The organism is Pedobacter cryophilus, from assembly GCF_005116455.1.
GTDB lineage: Bacteria > Bacteroidota > Bacteroidia > Sphingobacteriales > Sphingobacteriaceae > Pseudopedobacter > Pseudopedobacter cryophilum.
Genome location: NZ_SWBP01000003.1, coordinates 488,373 through 504,017 on the forward strand (window position 1 = coordinate 488,373; position 15,645 = coordinate 504,017).

The window sequence follows — 15,645 nt, forward strand, 5'->3', positions numbered from 1 at the left end:
TTAGCGTTTATCCTCCATTTATTTTTTACTTTATTTTTTTAAAATGATTGAGAAACTGATTTCACTATCACTTCGCAATAGATTTGTGGTACTGTTGGTAGCCGCCATCATATTTGGATTCGGAATTTTTGCTATCCAAAACAACAAGATTGATGCTATTCCTGATTTATCTGAAAACCAAGTGATTGTGTTTACAGAATGGCAAGGTAGAAGTCCGCAAATTATTGAAGACCAAATCACTTATCCTTTAGTTACCGGCTTACAAGGTATTCCGCAGGTGAAATATGTACGAGCCAATTCTATGTTTGGAATGAGCTTTATCTACGTTATTTTTAAAGATGATGTGGATACTTATTGGGCAAGATCTAGAGTATTAGAGAAATTAAGTACCGTAAAAAGTACGCTTCCAAAAGATGTTGCACCTTCTTTAGGTCCTGATGGTACTGGCGTTGGCCACATTCTTTGGTACACTTTAGAAACAGACGGAATGGATTTAGGCGAACAAAGAGCCATTCAAGATTGGTATGTAAAATTTGCCCTGCAAAATGTTGAAGGCGTAAGTGAAATTGCTTCTTTTGGTGGCTTTCAAAAGCAATATCAAATTACTTTAGATCCAAATAAATTGGCCTATTTCAAATTAGGAATTCCGCAAGTAATGAATGCCGTAAACAGCAATAATAACGAAGCCGGTGGAAGAAAATTTGAGCAGAGTGATATGGGCTATATCATTAAAACATCAGGCTACCTAAAATCTATCGAAGAGATAGAAAATATTCCTATCCAAACTAATAATAGCATCCCTGTAAAAATAAGAGACATAGCCAATGTTCAGATGGCTGGCGAAAGCAGGTTAGGAATTTTTGATTTAGATGGAAAAGGCGAAGCCGTAGGCGGAATTGTGGTAATGCGTTATGGCGAAAATGCCGATGAAGTAATTACCAATGTAAAAGCAAAAATGACGGAGGCAGCTAAAGGATTACCAGAAGGCGTAAATTTTAATATTGTTTACGACCGCAGCGGATTAATTAAAGAATCTATCAGCAGTATCAAAAACACATTAATTGAAGAAATGATAGTGGTTTCACTCATCGTTATCATATTTCTATTGCATTGGCGAAGTGCCATCAGCATCATCATTCAAATTCCAATTACCATTGCGGCAAGTTTCATTTTCTTAAATGCTTTTGATATCAGTTCTAACATTATGTCTTTAACCGGAATTGCCTTGGCTATTGGTGTTATTGTTGACAACGGAATCATCATGGCAGAAAATGCTTACAAACAACTGGCTGTAAGACAAGCAGAATTAAATCAGGAACACTTAATGAATAAGAGCGATGTTTAAGAAATCAAAAAATAAAGATTACGTTAAACTTGACAATCAAGAACGTTTAAATATCATAGAAAGGGCTTGTAAACAAGTTTCAAGAGGTGTTTTTTATTCAACTATCATCATTATAGCATCCTTTTTACCTGTCTTTTTATTGGGTGGACAAGAAGGAAAACTATTTCATCCTTTAGCCTACACCAAAACTTTTATTCTTTTGGTTGATGCGCTTTTAGTGGTCACTTTAGCGCCGGTTTTAATTTCCTTTTTTATGAAAGGAAAATTTAAATCAGATCATGAAAATCCAATCAACAGGTTTTTAGAACGTATTTACGAGCCTGCAATTAAAGCTTGTTTAAAATATAGAAAAACCACTTTAGGAATCAATATTTTGGCTTTATTAATCAGTATTCCTCTATTATTTAGTTTGGGAAGAGAGTTTATGCCCCCGCTTGACGAGCAATCTATTTTATTTATGCCTGTCACCCTTCCTGATGTTTCTAATGCCGAAATCAAAAGAATATTGCAGGTTCAGGATAAGATTATTAAAAACACACCAGAAGTTGCACAGGTTTTAGGAAAAGCTGGCAGAGCCAATACCGCTACAGACAACTCTCCTATTAGTATGATTGAAACCATTATTATGCTTAAGCCCAAAAATGAATGGCGTGAAGGCATGACTAAGAAAAAAATTATTGAGGAGTTAGATGCCAAACTGCAAATCCCGGGGGTGGTAAACGGATGGACTCAACCCATCATTAATCGTATAAACATGCTTTCAACAGGTATTAGAACAGATGTTGGCGTAAAAGTTTACGGACAAAATTTAGATAGTATTTACCAGGTTGAAGAAAGAATTAAAGCGCAATTAGCAAATATTACCGGAGTAAAAGATTTATATGTAGAACCAGTTACCGGAGGGAAATATTTAGAAATCAACATCAAAAGAGATGAACTATCTCGCTACGGTTTAAATATTGATGATGTAAACCAGACTGTAGAAGCTGCAATTGGAGGCGTTCCTTTTGCTAATACCATAGAAGGCAGACAAAGATTTGGCATTTCTATGAGATTGGGGCAAGATTACAGAAACAGTTTAGAGAAACTAAAACGTATTCCCATTAACTCGCCAGATGCAGGTATTATTCCGCTTTCATCGGTTGTAGATTTTAAGTTTGCCGATGGCCCACCAATGATTACTTCTGAAAACGCTTTATTAAGAGGCGCAGTGATGTTTAATGTAAGAGATCGAGATTTAGGAACTACCGTTCAAGAAGCTATTGATGTTTTAAACAGTGAATTAAACCTGCCAAAAGGCTATTTTATTGAATGGAGCGGCCAGTATGAAAACCTGATCAGAGGAGAAAAAACATTATTAATGATTTTGCCCATTGTTTTAATCATCATTTTTTTAGCCCTTTATTTAGCCTTTAAATCTATCAGAGAAGCGTTTTTAAGCTTAATCACCATTCCTTTTGCTTTAATTGGCGGGGCTTACATGGTTTACTTTTATGGTGTAAACTTATCCATCGCGGTAGCAGTTGGCTTTATTGCCCTTTTTGGAATAGCCGTAGAAACCGGCGTGGTAATGGTCATTTATTTAAATGATGCCATGCAACAATTGGTTAAAGAGAAAGGAAATTCTAAAGAAACCATTACCAAAGAAGATCTTAAACAATATGTAATTATGGGTGCAGCTAAACGCTTAAGGCCAAAAATTATGACCGTTTGTGTTGCGTTATTTGGTTTAATTCCTGTTTTATGGAGTAACGGTGTGGGAAGCGATGTGATGCTACCCATTGTTTTACCAATGATTGGCGGAGTTTTAACCTCGTCTACTCATATTTTATTGGTGACCCCTTTAATATTTTTAATGAACAAAGAATATGAACTTAAAAAATATGGAAAGCTGGAGGTGTTGGATGTTAAACATTAAAAAATCTCTTTTTTCGCTTACGCTGATGATTTGCATATCGGCAATTAGTTTTGGGCAAGAAGTGTTGACTCTAGACTCTGTTTTGAGTAAAATTCAACAGCATAATCCTGAACTTAAAATGTATGATCAACAAATTAATAGTCAGAATGCTTTGGTAAGTGGTGCATCAGCTTGGATGGCGCCCATGGTTGGCGTTTCTACTTTTATGACTCCTTATAATAATTTTTCACAACCTAGAAATCAGCAAGACGGTTCTTTTATGCTTACCGCCGAACAAAAAATCCCAAGTAAAGCAAAAATTAAAGCTTTTGAAAATTATTTAAATACGCAATCGGCAATTACCTCAGAGGCTAAAGCCGAGAATTTTAACGAATTAAGAGCAATGGCTCGTTCTACTTATTTTGATGTTTTAATAGCTCAAAAGCAGTTGAATTATTTTTTAAAAAATCTTCAAATTCTCCAAAACCTAAAAAAATTGGCCGAAATAAGATATGCTTATAACAAGGCTAGTTTAAGTCAGATTTTTATGATGGAAGCTCGAATTTTTGAACTTCAAAATAAGTTGAGTGATACGGAGGCTAATATCCAGATAGGAAAAATAAAATTAAACACCTTAATGAACAGGCCTAAAAACATTGATTTTAAGTTAGATAGCCTTAAAGATTACCGTTTAAATGAGCTCAATAAAAACGTGAGCGACATAGTTGAGAACAGAAGTAATGTAAAACAAGTTGATGCACAAATTAAAAGCTTAGCATTAGAAAATAAAATGATTGCCAGCGAGGCAAAACCAGAGTTTAGCATTCAGTTTGACCACATGATTACTTATAATAATACCATGCCCAACCAGTTTTCATTAATGGGAGGCGTAAGTATTCCAATTGCACCTTGGGCGGCTAAATCTTACAAATCAAAACTAAAAGCCAACCAATTTGATGTTGCCGCCATGCAATTACAAAAGGAAAGTTTAATGAATAATTTAACCGGAATGATTAAAAGTCAGGAAGAAAAATTAGCAAATATTCAGCACCAACTTCAGCTTTTTGAAGGTAAATTAATACCTGCTTTGCAAAAAAGCTACGATGTGGTTTTGCTCAACTATCAAGAAAATAAAGAAGAATTACCCATGGTTTTAGATTCTTGGAAAGAGATTAACAACAGCCAGTTAGAATACCTGATGTTGCTAAACAATTATTATCAAACACTAGCCGAATATGAAAAAAATGTGGAAAGATAGATTCAACATCATCGCAATTTTATGCCTGGCAACTTTTGTTTTGATAGCTTGTAATGGGGATAAAAAAACTTCAGAAAACAAGGATGCACAACAATATACTTGCCCAATGCACCCGCAAATTATAAAGGACCAACCTGACACCTGCCCTATTTGCGGAATGGATTTAGTGCCTATGCATTCGCAAGATTTAAAATTAGAGGTAGATACCAACTTAGCCGCTTTGCTTCAACCTTCTGATGAAGCAGTAGTGAGTAATATAAAAACCTTTAAAGTTAGTTCATCCACAGTTAGTGACACTTTAATTTTAAATGGTGTGGTGAGTTATAACACCAATAATATGAAAACAATTTCTTCTCGTATTAACGGCAGAATTGAAAAATTATATGTGAAGTATAATTATCAAATGGTGAGTAAAGGCCAAAAAATTATGGAAATTTATAGTCCTGATTTAGCCGCTGCCCAACAAGAATTATTGTACTTAAAAACAAAAGGAGATTTATCGCTTTTAGAACAAGCTAAAACAAAACTTCGTTTATTAGGTGTTTCAGAAAATCAAATTAACGAGGTATTAAGATCAGGGAAAACCAATTATAAAATTGCAGTTTACAGTCCTGCTTCGGGTTATTTAGTAAATCCTGCATCTATTTCATCAACAACAAAAGCGATTTCTTCTGATGAAATGGGGCAACAAACAAGCGCAACAATTGTAGACAACAAGCCTGTAAATATGGTAGAAGGGCAATATGTGAGTTTAGGACAAGTGCTATTTAAACTATTTAACCAGCAAGAAGTTTGGGCCGAATTTTATAGCAATCCTGATGAATCTCATCTTATTAAAGAGAAAAACCTTATTCAAATTTCCAGTAAAAACGGAAAAACAACGAATGCTAGAATAGATTTAATTCAGCCTTTTTATAACGACGGACAAAATTATAGTGTTATTAGAGTTTATCTTAAAAACATGGCTAATGAATTCAGAATTGGCGAATTATTAAAAGCAACCATTGTAAAGCCTCAAGTTTTTGGCCGTTGGATTCCTGCAAAATCAGTTTATCAGCTTGGCGAAAAAAATATTGTATTCATTAAAAATGGAAATACTTTAAAACCTTTAGAAGTAAGTATTTCAGAAAAAGCAGGAACTCATTTTTTAATAAAAACTGGGTTAAAGGAAGGTGATGAGATTGCAGTTAATGCCAGTTATTTAATTGATACCGAAAGTTTTATTCAAACCAACTAGAGATGAAAATTTTAAAATATATTTTGTTTTCGATATTATTTCTGAGTTTTTTGGCTTGCTCTAATGATCAAAAGAAGAAAACTGATGAAGCTAAAACAACCGAAGCAAAAGAAACTTACACTTGCCCAATGCATCCTCAAATTGTGGAAGATCATCCGGCCACTTGCCCTATTTGCGGAATGGATTTAGTAAAAGTAAACGCTCAAGGAAAAAGTAAAGGTTTGATGCTAAGCGATGCTCAAATTAAACTAGCCAATATTAAAACTCAAAAAATTGGCGGCTCTAACTTTGAAAATGCTAAATTAATTAATGCCCGTTTGGTGATTAATCCTTTAAATACAGCTATTGTATCAAGTAAATTTGCAGGTAGAGTGGATCAACTTTTCTACCAGGAAGCTGGCGTAAAAATTAATAAAGGCCAGCCTATTTATAAGATTTATAGTGAGGAATTACTGACGCTGCAAAAAGACTATATCTTAAATATCAAGCAGCAAAAAGCTTTTCCTCAAGAAAATATTTATGGAAACCTACTCAGTGCTTCTAAAAATAAACTAAAGCTTTATGGTTATTCAGAAAATCAAATTAATAAATTATCTGTAAACCAACAAACCAATCCTTATATCACGGTTTTTGCTCCAATTGGTGGCGTAATTTCAGAAATAAACATTAGCGAAGGGCAATATGTTGCAGAAGGTTCTCCGGTTTTTAAAATCGAAAATTTAAATCAACTTTGGGTAGAAGCTGATATCTATCCATCAGAAATTGCAGATGTAAAAATTGGTCAGAGCATTAATATTAGTGTTTTGGGATATGAAAACGAGCCTATCAAATCAAAAATAGAATTCATTAGTCCGCAATTAGAAAGTAACAGTCAAATTATTACTATAAGAACCAATATCAATAATTTGGGAAACAAGTTTCAACCTGGCATGCAGGCTAATTTAAGTTTACCTTATTTCAGTAAAAATAACATCATATCTTTACCTAATGATGCTGTTTTAAGAGACGAAAAAGGAAATTATATTTGGGTAAAAACCGGAAATAACACTTTTGAAATTAGGATGATAGAAATTGGTTCAGAAAATGAAAAATTTGTAATCGTTAAAAGCGGAATAAAAAATGGTGATGAAGTAGTAATAACTGGGGCATATTTATTGAGCAGTGAATTGATATTAAAAAAAGGTGGCATAGCTGAATTAGAGCTGAATTGATTTGAAAATTTGATGATGTGTTGATTTGAAGACACCTAACAAACCAAAAAATAACTAACTAATAAATAATAGAAAAATGAAAAATTACGTAATGGGTTTAGCCCTGGCAAGTATGGTTTACACAGCGGTTGGTTGCACTAATGCAACTGATAAAACAGCAGAAAACAAACAAGTAGATGCAACTGAAGAAAGCGCTGAACAGAGTATCAATCCTAAATTTGCTGATGCAAAAGTGAATGAAGTTTATCAGCATTATATCCATTTAAAAACTGCTTTAGTAAATAACGATGCTAAAGAAGCTGATATGGGTGCTAAAATGTTAGAAAAAGCTTTAACGGATGCAGGTATGAAAACTGAAGCTGCGTTAGCCAGTCAATTAACTAAGGCTGCTGATGTTAAATCTAAAAGAGAAAAATTAAATCCTTTATCTATTGCTTTAGCCGAGACTTTAAAGAAGGCAAAAATAGAATCTGGAGTGGTTTACAAGCAATTTTGCCCAATGGCAAATGATGGTAAAGGCGGTTATTGGTTAGCTAGCGAAAGTAAAATTAACAATCCTTATTATGGTGCTTCTATGTTAAAATGTGGAAGTGTAGAAGAAGAAATTAAGTAACACGAATTTTAGACATGAATTTCACGAATTAACCGAATTCCACGAATTTTTTAACACGGATTATAAGGATTTCACAGATTACACAGTTGAATTTCAGTTAACTTTTAACGCTGTGTAATTTGTGAATTTCTTTATTTACTTTGTGGTTTAACACGAATTTTACGAATTAAGCTAATTTCACTAATTTTTAACTCGGATTATAAGGATTTGACAGATTATTGGAGAATTAAGAAATGTAAAAGATTTTATCTCTCTGCGTACTTTGTGAATTTCTCTGTTTACTTTGTGGTTTAAAACAAAACATTAATGCAAAATATTAAAAACGTAATTTTTGATTACGGAAACGTAATTTTTACTATTGATTTTAAACGTACTCAAGCTGCTTTCAATGCTTTGGGAATTAATAATGTAGAGAGTTTTTATGCGCATAAAACACAGCATCCTATATTTAATCAGTTTGAAAAAGGAGAAATTACAGCTGCACAATTTAGAGATGGAATTAGAGAAATCTCCGAACATCCTAACCTCACTGATGAACAAATAGACCATACTTGGAATTCTTTATTAATTGGCGTTCCCAAAGGAAACCATGAATTATTACTTCAAGTCAAGCAAAAATACCGCACTTTCTTATTGAGTAACATTAATGAAATTCACTTAGATTACATCAATAATTATCTAAAAAGACAATTTAATATAGATGGAAATGAAGTCTTTTTTGAAAAGATTTATTACTCTCATTTAGTTGGCAAACGTAAACCAAACAAAGAAATATTTGAACAGTTACTTAGCGAAAACAATCTTGATCCACAAGAGACCTTGTTTATCGATGATAGTCCGCAACATTTAGAAACTGCCACAAACATGGGAATTCAAACTTATTTAATGACGTATCCTGATACTATACAGGAGTTCTTTAAAGACAAAATTTCGTAGGGATAATCCTCGGATTATCCCTTTTTTATTTGTTTACCTGCTTATATATTTAAGGATAATCCAAGGATTATCCCTACAAACCTCTCCTTTTCATTTCCTTAGCAATCAAACTCAACTCTCTTCCCATTTGCCCTGCAATGGCGGTATTTTCTTCCGCTCTTCTAAACAAATAAGGTAAAACAGCTTTAACTGGCCCATAAGGCACATATTTAGCCACATTATAACCAGCGTTGGAAAGGTTAAAGCTCAAATTATCACTCATGCCTAAAAGCTGAGAAAAATAAACTTGGCTTTGGTGATGCGGAATTTGTTGTTGCTCCATTTTTTCAGTCAATAACAAACAGCTGTGTTGGTTATGTGTACCGGCAACAAAAGAAATTTGGTTTAAATGATCCACACAAAAAGCTACTGCCAAATCATAATCTCTATCTGTACTGGCTTTATCAGGCTGTATTGGAGAAGAATAACCCATCTCTTCTGCTCTTCTACGCTCTTTTTCCATATAAGCCCCACGTACTAGTTTTGCACCCAATAAAAAACCTTCTACTTGGGCTAAAGTGGTATCGCTAATCAAATCGGCTAATTTATCATGTCTGTATAACTGATAAGTGTTAAAAATAATGGCTTTCTCTTTATTAAACTTTCGCATCATTTGTAAAGCCAAATCATCAATTACTTCCTGAATCCAGCTTTCTTCGGCATCTATCATCAAATGTTTTTGCGCATCATAAGCTGTTTTGCAAATATTTTCCACTCGGCTTAAAGCCTTTTCCCACTCTAATTTTTCATAATCTTTAAGCTCTTCTTTGGCATTTATTTTCTGCAACAATCCAAACCTAGCAATTCCGGTAACTTTAAACACACAAAAGGGAATAGCCGTTGGCATTTCTACAGCTTTTTTTATGGTATTAATAATTTCTTGCGCCGTTAAATCAAAAACTAATTCCTCATCCTCACCTTCTACCGAATAATCTAAAATAGTTCCTACACCTGCATCAGCTAACTTTTTTATGGTTTGAGTGCATTCGGCAATGGTTTCTCCACCACAAAATTGCTTAAAAATGGTAGCCTTAATTAACCCAGAAATTGGCAATTTAATGGCCAAAGCCGCTTTAGTAAAAAACGGACCTATTTTTACCAAGAGGTTATTGCTAATCAATTTAAATAACCAAAAAGACTGCTTTAAATCTTTATTATTTTGATGCTTAAACGCGATGGCTGTATCATCAAATGATAAGTTTGCTTTATTTACTGAATTCACTATAATTGGATTAGACATAAAAGGTAAAATTATAAAATCATTTCTCAATATAGCATACAACGTTTCTGTTTTTTGTAAGTTTGCCCAACATGATAGAATTTATTTTAGAAGGAGAATTTATCCCCCTCATTCAGCTTTTAAAAGCTACTGATTTGGTTTCATCTGGTGGAGAAGCACAGATGGTAGTTTTAGATGGTATGGTAAAATACAATGGTGTTACCGATTACCGTAAAAGACTAAAAGTTAGAAAAGGAGACATCATTGAATTTAACAATCAGAAAATCAAAGTAATATGAACTCCATAGAAAGCAATAATTACACTATATATTTTGATAATAGCTTACAAAGCTTAACTGATTTATTGGCTGAAAGAAACTATTCTAAAATATTTATTCTGACAGATGAGTTAACTGGCGAACATTGTTTACCCGTTTTACAAGCTAAATTACCAGATTTAACCGAATTCGACATTATAGAAGTGCCTAATGGCGAAGAAAATAAAACCATTGATTTTTGCATAGGAATTTGGCGAATGTTGCTGGATTTTGAAGCTGATAGAAGCGCTTTATTAATTAATTTAGGTGGTGGAGTAGTGACTGATATGGGAAGTTTTGCCGCTTCTACTTTTAAAAGAGGAATAGATTTTTTACAAATTCCAACCACTTTACTTTCTCAGGTTGATGCTTCTGTTGGCGGAAAAACAGGTATAGATATGGAAAATGTGAAAAACGTGATTGGTACGTTTGCACAACCCCAAGCTGTAATTATTGCCACAGATTTCTTAAAAACACTTTCAGACCGACAAATTACTTCTGGCTTTGCCGAGGTCATTAAACACGGAATTATTGCTGATGCAGATTTCTTTCAAGAGATTATTCAATTAGAAAATGCTCGTGAAATATCTGAAGATCAAATACAAAAATCTATAGCCATTAAAAATAAGGTTGTATTAGAAGATCCTTTTGAAAAAGGAATCAGAAAAACCTTAAATTATGGTCATACCATTGGTCATGCCATAGAATCATGGTCGTTAAGTAACGAGAAAAATTCTCTTTTACATGGCGAAGCTATTGCCATTGGAATGATTTGCGAAGCTTACTTAGCTAAAGAATTAATTGGTTTACCCGAAACTGATTTAGAAGCTATTAGTGCTGCTTTCTTAAAGTATTTTGATCATTATAAAATGAAACAAGGTATTGATGAGCAACTGCTAGAAATCATGAAACAAGACAAGAAAAACACATCTGGAAACATCAATTTCTCTTTACCTAATAAAATTGGCAACTGCCAAATTAATTTGTTGGTTGATAACAATTTGATTAAAGAAAGTTTAGAGTTTTATAGAAATCTAGAGTTTTAGTTTCTGTTTAACACAAAGAACGCTAAGAATTAAACCGCAAAGGACGCAAAGATTTAACTCTCTGCGTCCTTTTATTTTAAACTTTGCCTATAAGAAAAAATTTCTCAATTTCACTAGGTCTGAACCCAGATTAGTGTTCATTCGTGAAATTCGTGGCAAAAAAATTTTTACTCTTTGTTATAAAAGAAAAACAACAAAATTTTTGATTTCACGCAAAGAACGCGGAGGGAAACACAAAGGACGCAAAGATTTTACGCTCTGCGTCCTTTGTGTTTTAAACTTTACCTATAAAAACAGATGACACATTTACATCTGATTATACCCAGATTAGTGTTCATTCGTGAAATTCGTGGCAAAAAATAACTTAGTAATCAATTAATATTTAAAAACCTTACCATTAGCAATTACTTCCTGCGTTTTAACATCAAAAGTAGCTTTAGCGCCGGTTCTAACCGCCGCATTAGTCATAATATTAGCAATAGAATGGTAATAACCAGCTTCTACAGGCGCATTAGGCTGTTTTCTACTTCTTATACATTCCATCCAATTACGCACATGACCAGAAGTTAAAGGATCAGCACCTGTGTTTGCTGATGCCACAACTTTTTCAACTTTTTCGGTCAAATTTAGTTCTGGAAGCAAATTAGGTTTCATTCCCATTGCTGATGCATGTCTTTCAGACAATCCACCTAAAGGAGAAACTTTATTGGTAATAAGATTTAATTCACCACCGTTAGCATAATAAATCTCTGCTGGGCGCTCATCACCATTATGCATTCTAGACCCAAAAGTTACCTGAAAACCTTTGGTTAAATCATCTTGTGGACCATAATCAAATACTGCGGTTGTGGTATCCCAATTTCTTCGTCCATCTTTCCACTGATAAATTCCACCGTTAGCTACCACACTTCTTGGATGTTGCAAGTTTGTAAACCAATGTACGGTATCAATCTGGTGCGACATCCATTGCCCAGGCATTCCTGATGAATATGGCCAAAACAATCTATATTCTAAATATTTTCTAGGATCCCAAGCTTCATAAGGTCGGTTCATTAAAAAACGTTTCCAGTCAGTATCTTCTTCCTTACATTTTGCTACTAAATCAGGTCTTCGCCATCTGCCGGGTTGGTTTACATTCCAAGTTAATTCTACCATGGTTATGTCTCCAAATTTTCCTTCTTTGATGAATTTTTCAGCCGCCATATAATTACTGCCGCTTCTTCTTTGAGAACCAATTTGAACAATCCTATCTGATGCTTTAATGGCTTTAAAAGCAGCTTTATTATCATCCATAGTTTCTGCAAAAGGCTTTTCGCAGTAAACATCACAATTTGCTTTCACCCCTTCTATGGCATGTAAAGCATGTTGAAAATCGGCAGTGCTGACTATAACGGCATCCAAATCTTTCATTTGGTACAGCTCATCATTGTTTCTAAAAGCTTTAATATCGTTGCCAGTTTTTTCTTTTAAATAAGCTTGCCCCTCTTCTCTTCTTAGTTTCCATAAATCTGAAACTGCTACCATGTCAAAATTTAATTCTTTGTTATGATTTAAAAAACAAGGTAATAAGGTTTGTTTAAAACGATCAGAAAAACCAACTGCAGCTACCCTTACCCTATCATTTGCGCCTAAAATTCTACCATAACTTTTTGCGCTAAATCCTAAACTCCCTAAATAAACTCCTGCTGATGCCACAGCCGTTTGCTTGATAAATTTTCTTCTTGAATTTTCCATTAATATAAAGGCTTAATTAAGTTCTTTAATTTTGATGCTTTTGAAAGCTACACTGTCTCCATGATCTTGTAAAAGGATTCGTCCTTTTGATGCCATTCCAAAGTTTGGCCAATCTTTATATTTGCTAATCGCTACTAAATCTAAAAACTCTTTAGAACCTCTAACAAATTCTAAAACTTTAAATCCGTTTAAAAAATATTCCACTTTATTATCGGGGTTAACCCTAATAATTCCTTGGTTCCATTGCCCAATTTGTTTTATTCCATTCCCTGGTTTTTTAGCCGTCATCAAATCATATAATGATGCTAAAGTTCTGTTGCCATCTCTACCTAATTTAGCATCAGGATGTTTGGCATCATCTAAAATTTGATATTCTAACCCAATTGCCGATCCTTTATTTCCTTCAGCTTCTGTTACAAAAAATTTCACCCCGCTATTTGCACCTTCACTTAATTTAAAATCAAACTTCATTTCAAAGGCACTGTATTCTTTTTCTGTTACAATATCTCCTCCATTGGTAGATTCGGCTCCACCAGATTTTTGAACACTTAAAATACCATCCTTAATTTCCCATCCTTTTTCTGGAAATGTAGCTTTATAAGCTCCTCTCCATCCTTTAGTGGTTTTTCCGTCCCATAAAAATTTATAACCATTTTTCTTTTCCTGTGCTGATAAATCATTGGTTACAAAATTTGCTACCGCGATATGATCTAATGGAGATGATTTTAAATTCTCTGTAGCTATTCTAATATTTCTCCATTTAATTTGCTTTCCGGGTACATCAGTTTTACCTATCGAGTGAACTTGTAAAGCAATAAAACCTTCAGTAGTTACATCATCAATTACATGTGCCGTTGGAATGCCGTTTACCCATGTTCTAATACTGGTTCCAATACATTCAATTCTGTATTTATTCCATGTATCTTTCTTAAAAGCCTTTTTCCCTTCTGGATTAATATCCATGGTGTACAACCAGCCTCTTCTGGCTTCATCATAAATACCACCGCTGTAAGCCCTGTCTGATGGATCAATTTCTACTTGGTAACCATGCACTCTTCCATTGCTATAATCAGCTTTGCTTAAACTTCTAAACTGTACGCCAGAATTCATAGAATTATCAACCAATAGCTCAAATTCAAGAATAAAATCGCCGTAAGTTTTCTCTGTAGATAAAAAAGAATTAGGCTCATTACTCACTGTTGTTCCAATGATTTCGCCATTTTTTGCTTCATATTTGGCTTTACCATTAAGTTGTTTCCAACCTTGTAAATCTTTGCCGTTGAAAAGATTTTGCCATTTTACTTGGCCTTGTGCCGATACTGACACACAAAACAACAAGAATAAAATGCTTGTTACCGATTTAAATTTCGTCATGTTTTATATAAATAATTTGTTTTGTTTTTAACACAAAATGATAAGGTTATCGTTTTTGTGAATAATTGGTTATTAATAAAGTAAATAAAATAAAAAGTTTCTGTTATAGCTATTTAAATCCTTGTTTTCTACGCAACCCTTTGCGAAACTTAAAAAAGCATTTAATTGAAACTAAATCAAATAAATCAGCTTCAATATAAAGCATCCATTTTTCAATAAAATTTCAGTCAATAAAATAAGTTAATCTCATTTTTTATACACAAAACCCTATTAGAAAAAAGTCTAAATTCTTTCAATAAATACTATTAAAAGCAACTTATGTTCAAATTGAAATTTGCACTTATTAAAAAAATATAAAAAAAATTTACTTTTTACTTGTAGGTTAATGATAAGTGTGTACATTTGACAACAAGAAAACAAAAATGAAATTAAACACTACATATTACTTCGGTTACTTTTATTATAAAAAATAAGAGCCGGGGATTTATGTTGTAAAATATAAAAGATTAACGAACCCGGCCCAACAGGCCGGGTTTTTTTGTATAAAAAAATGGAAATAAAAAAAAGAGTTGCCATTCAAGGAATTAGAGCTTCATTTCACGAAGAAGCTGCTTTTAAATTTTTTGGAGAGGATATAGAAACCATAGAATGCAATTCTTTTAAACAAACTTTTCAAAAATTAGAACAACAAGAAGCTGATTTTGTGGTAATGGCTATAGAAAATAGTATTGCCGGCAGCTTATTACCCAATTACACTTTACTAAGGGAATATAATTTCCCTGTTATTGGCGAGGTATATTTACCTATCCAACTTCATTTGATGGCTTTACCCGGAGTAAAGTTTGAGGACATTAAAACAGTAACCTCACACCCTATTGCGATACGCCAGTGTAATGATTTTTTAGATGAATTTCCACATTTAAAAGTGGTTGAAAGTAGCGATACCGCAGCCTGCGCTAAAAAAATAAAAGAAGAGCAATTAACTGATACCGTTGCCATTGCCAACACTTTAGCCGCTAAACTTTATGGTTTAGAAATTCTGGAGAGAAGAATAGAATCAAACAAAAAAAATTATACCCGTTTTTTAATCTTAACAGATAAACAAACGGAGGTAGAAAATTTCAATAAAGCTTCATTATGTTTTCAAGTTACAAATGATGCAGGCTCTTTAGTTAAAGTATTAAATATTTTAGCCGAGTTAGATATCAATATGAGTAAAGTTCAATCTATGCCCGTTTTAGGTAGAAGAAACGAATACAACTTTTATGTTGACATAGAATGGAACGACACCAAAAATTACGAAGATGCCATCCGTAGAATTGTAAAGCACACTATCAACTTTAGCATCATGGGCGAATATGTAAAGAATGATAAGGTTTAATTTAAGAAGTCCACAGTGTGTAGTCCGCAGACGGCAGT

13 protein-coding genes are annotated in these 15,645 nt (G+C 33.5%); 10 read left to right on the forward strand and 3 right to left on the reverse strand.

Annotated elements, in window-relative coordinates; genetic code table 11:
* Positions 1-43: 43 nt before the first annotated feature.
* From FA046_RS17540 to FA046_RS11255, 7 genes are all read left to right on the forward strand, one after another.
* Complete coding sequence (locus FA046_RS17540) at positions 44-1,345, forward strand: efflux RND transporter permease subunit (RefSeq protein ID WP_136826537.1); 1,302 nt, start codon at positions 44-46, stop codon at positions 1,343-1,345.
* Entirely contained in the window at positions 1,338-3,263 is a 1,926-nt protein-coding gene (locus tag FA046_RS17545) for an efflux RND transporter permease subunit (protein WP_136826538.1), read from the forward strand. The genes FA046_RS17540 and FA046_RS17545 overlap by 8 nt, the downstream gene beginning before the upstream one ends.
* On the forward strand, positions 3,229-4,500 hold the full coding sequence (locus FA046_RS11235; protein WP_169303351.1) for a TolC family protein: 1,272 nt from the start codon (positions 3,229-3,231) through the stop codon (positions 4,498-4,500). The genes FA046_RS17545 and FA046_RS11235 overlap by 35 nt, the downstream gene beginning before the upstream one ends.
* Positions 4,478-5,737, forward strand: a complete 1,260-nt coding sequence (locus FA046_RS11240) for an HlyD family efflux transporter periplasmic adaptor subunit (RefSeq protein WP_136826542.1) — start codon at positions 4,478-4,480, stop codon at positions 5,735-5,737. The genes FA046_RS11235 and FA046_RS11240 overlap by 23 nt, the downstream gene beginning before the upstream one ends.
* Positions 5,738-5,739: 2 nt before the next feature.
* Positions 5,740-6,948, forward strand: a complete 1,209-nt coding sequence (locus FA046_RS11245) for an efflux RND transporter periplasmic adaptor subunit (RefSeq protein WP_169303352.1) — start codon at positions 5,740-5,742, stop codon at positions 6,946-6,948.
* Between the two features lie 76 nt (positions 6,949-7,024).
* Positions 7,025-7,561 (forward strand): DUF3347 domain-containing protein, encoded by a 537-nt coding sequence (locus tag FA046_RS11250; protein WP_136826543.1) that lies wholly within the window; start codon positions 7,025-7,027, stop codon positions 7,559-7,561.
* A gap of 306 nt (positions 7,562-7,867) precedes the next feature.
* A complete protein-coding gene (locus FA046_RS11255; protein ID WP_136826545.1) occupies positions 7,868-8,497 on the forward strand; it encodes an HAD family hydrolase in 630 nt (209 codons plus the stop codon).
* A gap of 73 nt (positions 8,498-8,570) precedes the next feature.
* Here FA046_RS11255 and FA046_RS11260 read toward each other — a convergent pair whose 3' ends face one another.
* Positions 8,571-9,776 (reverse strand): proline dehydrogenase family protein, encoded by a 1,206-nt coding sequence (locus tag FA046_RS11260; RefSeq protein ID WP_136826547.1) that lies wholly within the window; start codon positions 9,774-9,776, stop codon positions 8,571-8,573.
* Between the two features lie 71 nt (positions 9,777-9,847).
* Between FA046_RS11260 and FA046_RS11265 the strand changes: the two genes are divergently transcribed.
* Entirely contained in the window at positions 9,848-10,054 is a 207-nt protein-coding gene (locus FA046_RS11265) for an RNA-binding S4 domain-containing protein (protein WP_136826549.1), read from the forward strand.
* Positions 10,051-11,118, forward strand: coding sequence for a 3-dehydroquinate synthase (gene aroB / locus FA046_RS11270; RefSeq protein WP_136826551.1), 1,068 nt, complete (start codon positions 10,051-10,053; stop codon positions 11,116-11,118). Before FA046_RS11265 ends, aroB begins: the two co-directional genes overlap by 4 nt.
* A 375-nt stretch (positions 11,119-11,493) precedes the next feature.
* Here aroB and FA046_RS11275 read toward each other — a convergent pair whose 3' ends face one another.
* Both FA046_RS11275 and FA046_RS11280 read right to left on the reverse strand, forming a co-directional pair.
* Positions 11,494-12,852, reverse strand: coding sequence for a Gfo/Idh/MocA family protein (locus FA046_RS11275; RefSeq protein ID WP_136826553.1), 1,359 nt, complete (start codon positions 12,850-12,852; stop codon positions 11,494-11,496).
* 12 nt (positions 12,853-12,864) lie between these two features.
* Complete coding sequence (locus FA046_RS11280) at positions 12,865-14,226, reverse strand: 3-keto-disaccharide hydrolase (protein WP_136826555.1); 1,362 nt, start codon at positions 14,224-14,226, stop codon at positions 12,865-12,867.
* 550 nt (positions 14,227-14,776) lie between these two features.
* Between FA046_RS11280 and FA046_RS11285 the strand changes: the two genes are divergently transcribed.
* On the forward strand, positions 14,777-15,607 hold the full coding sequence (locus FA046_RS11285) for a prephenate dehydratase (RefSeq protein ID WP_205943639.1): 831 nt from the start codon (positions 14,777-14,779) through the stop codon (positions 15,605-15,607).
* The last annotated feature ends 38 nt before the right edge of the window (positions 15,608-15,645 follow it).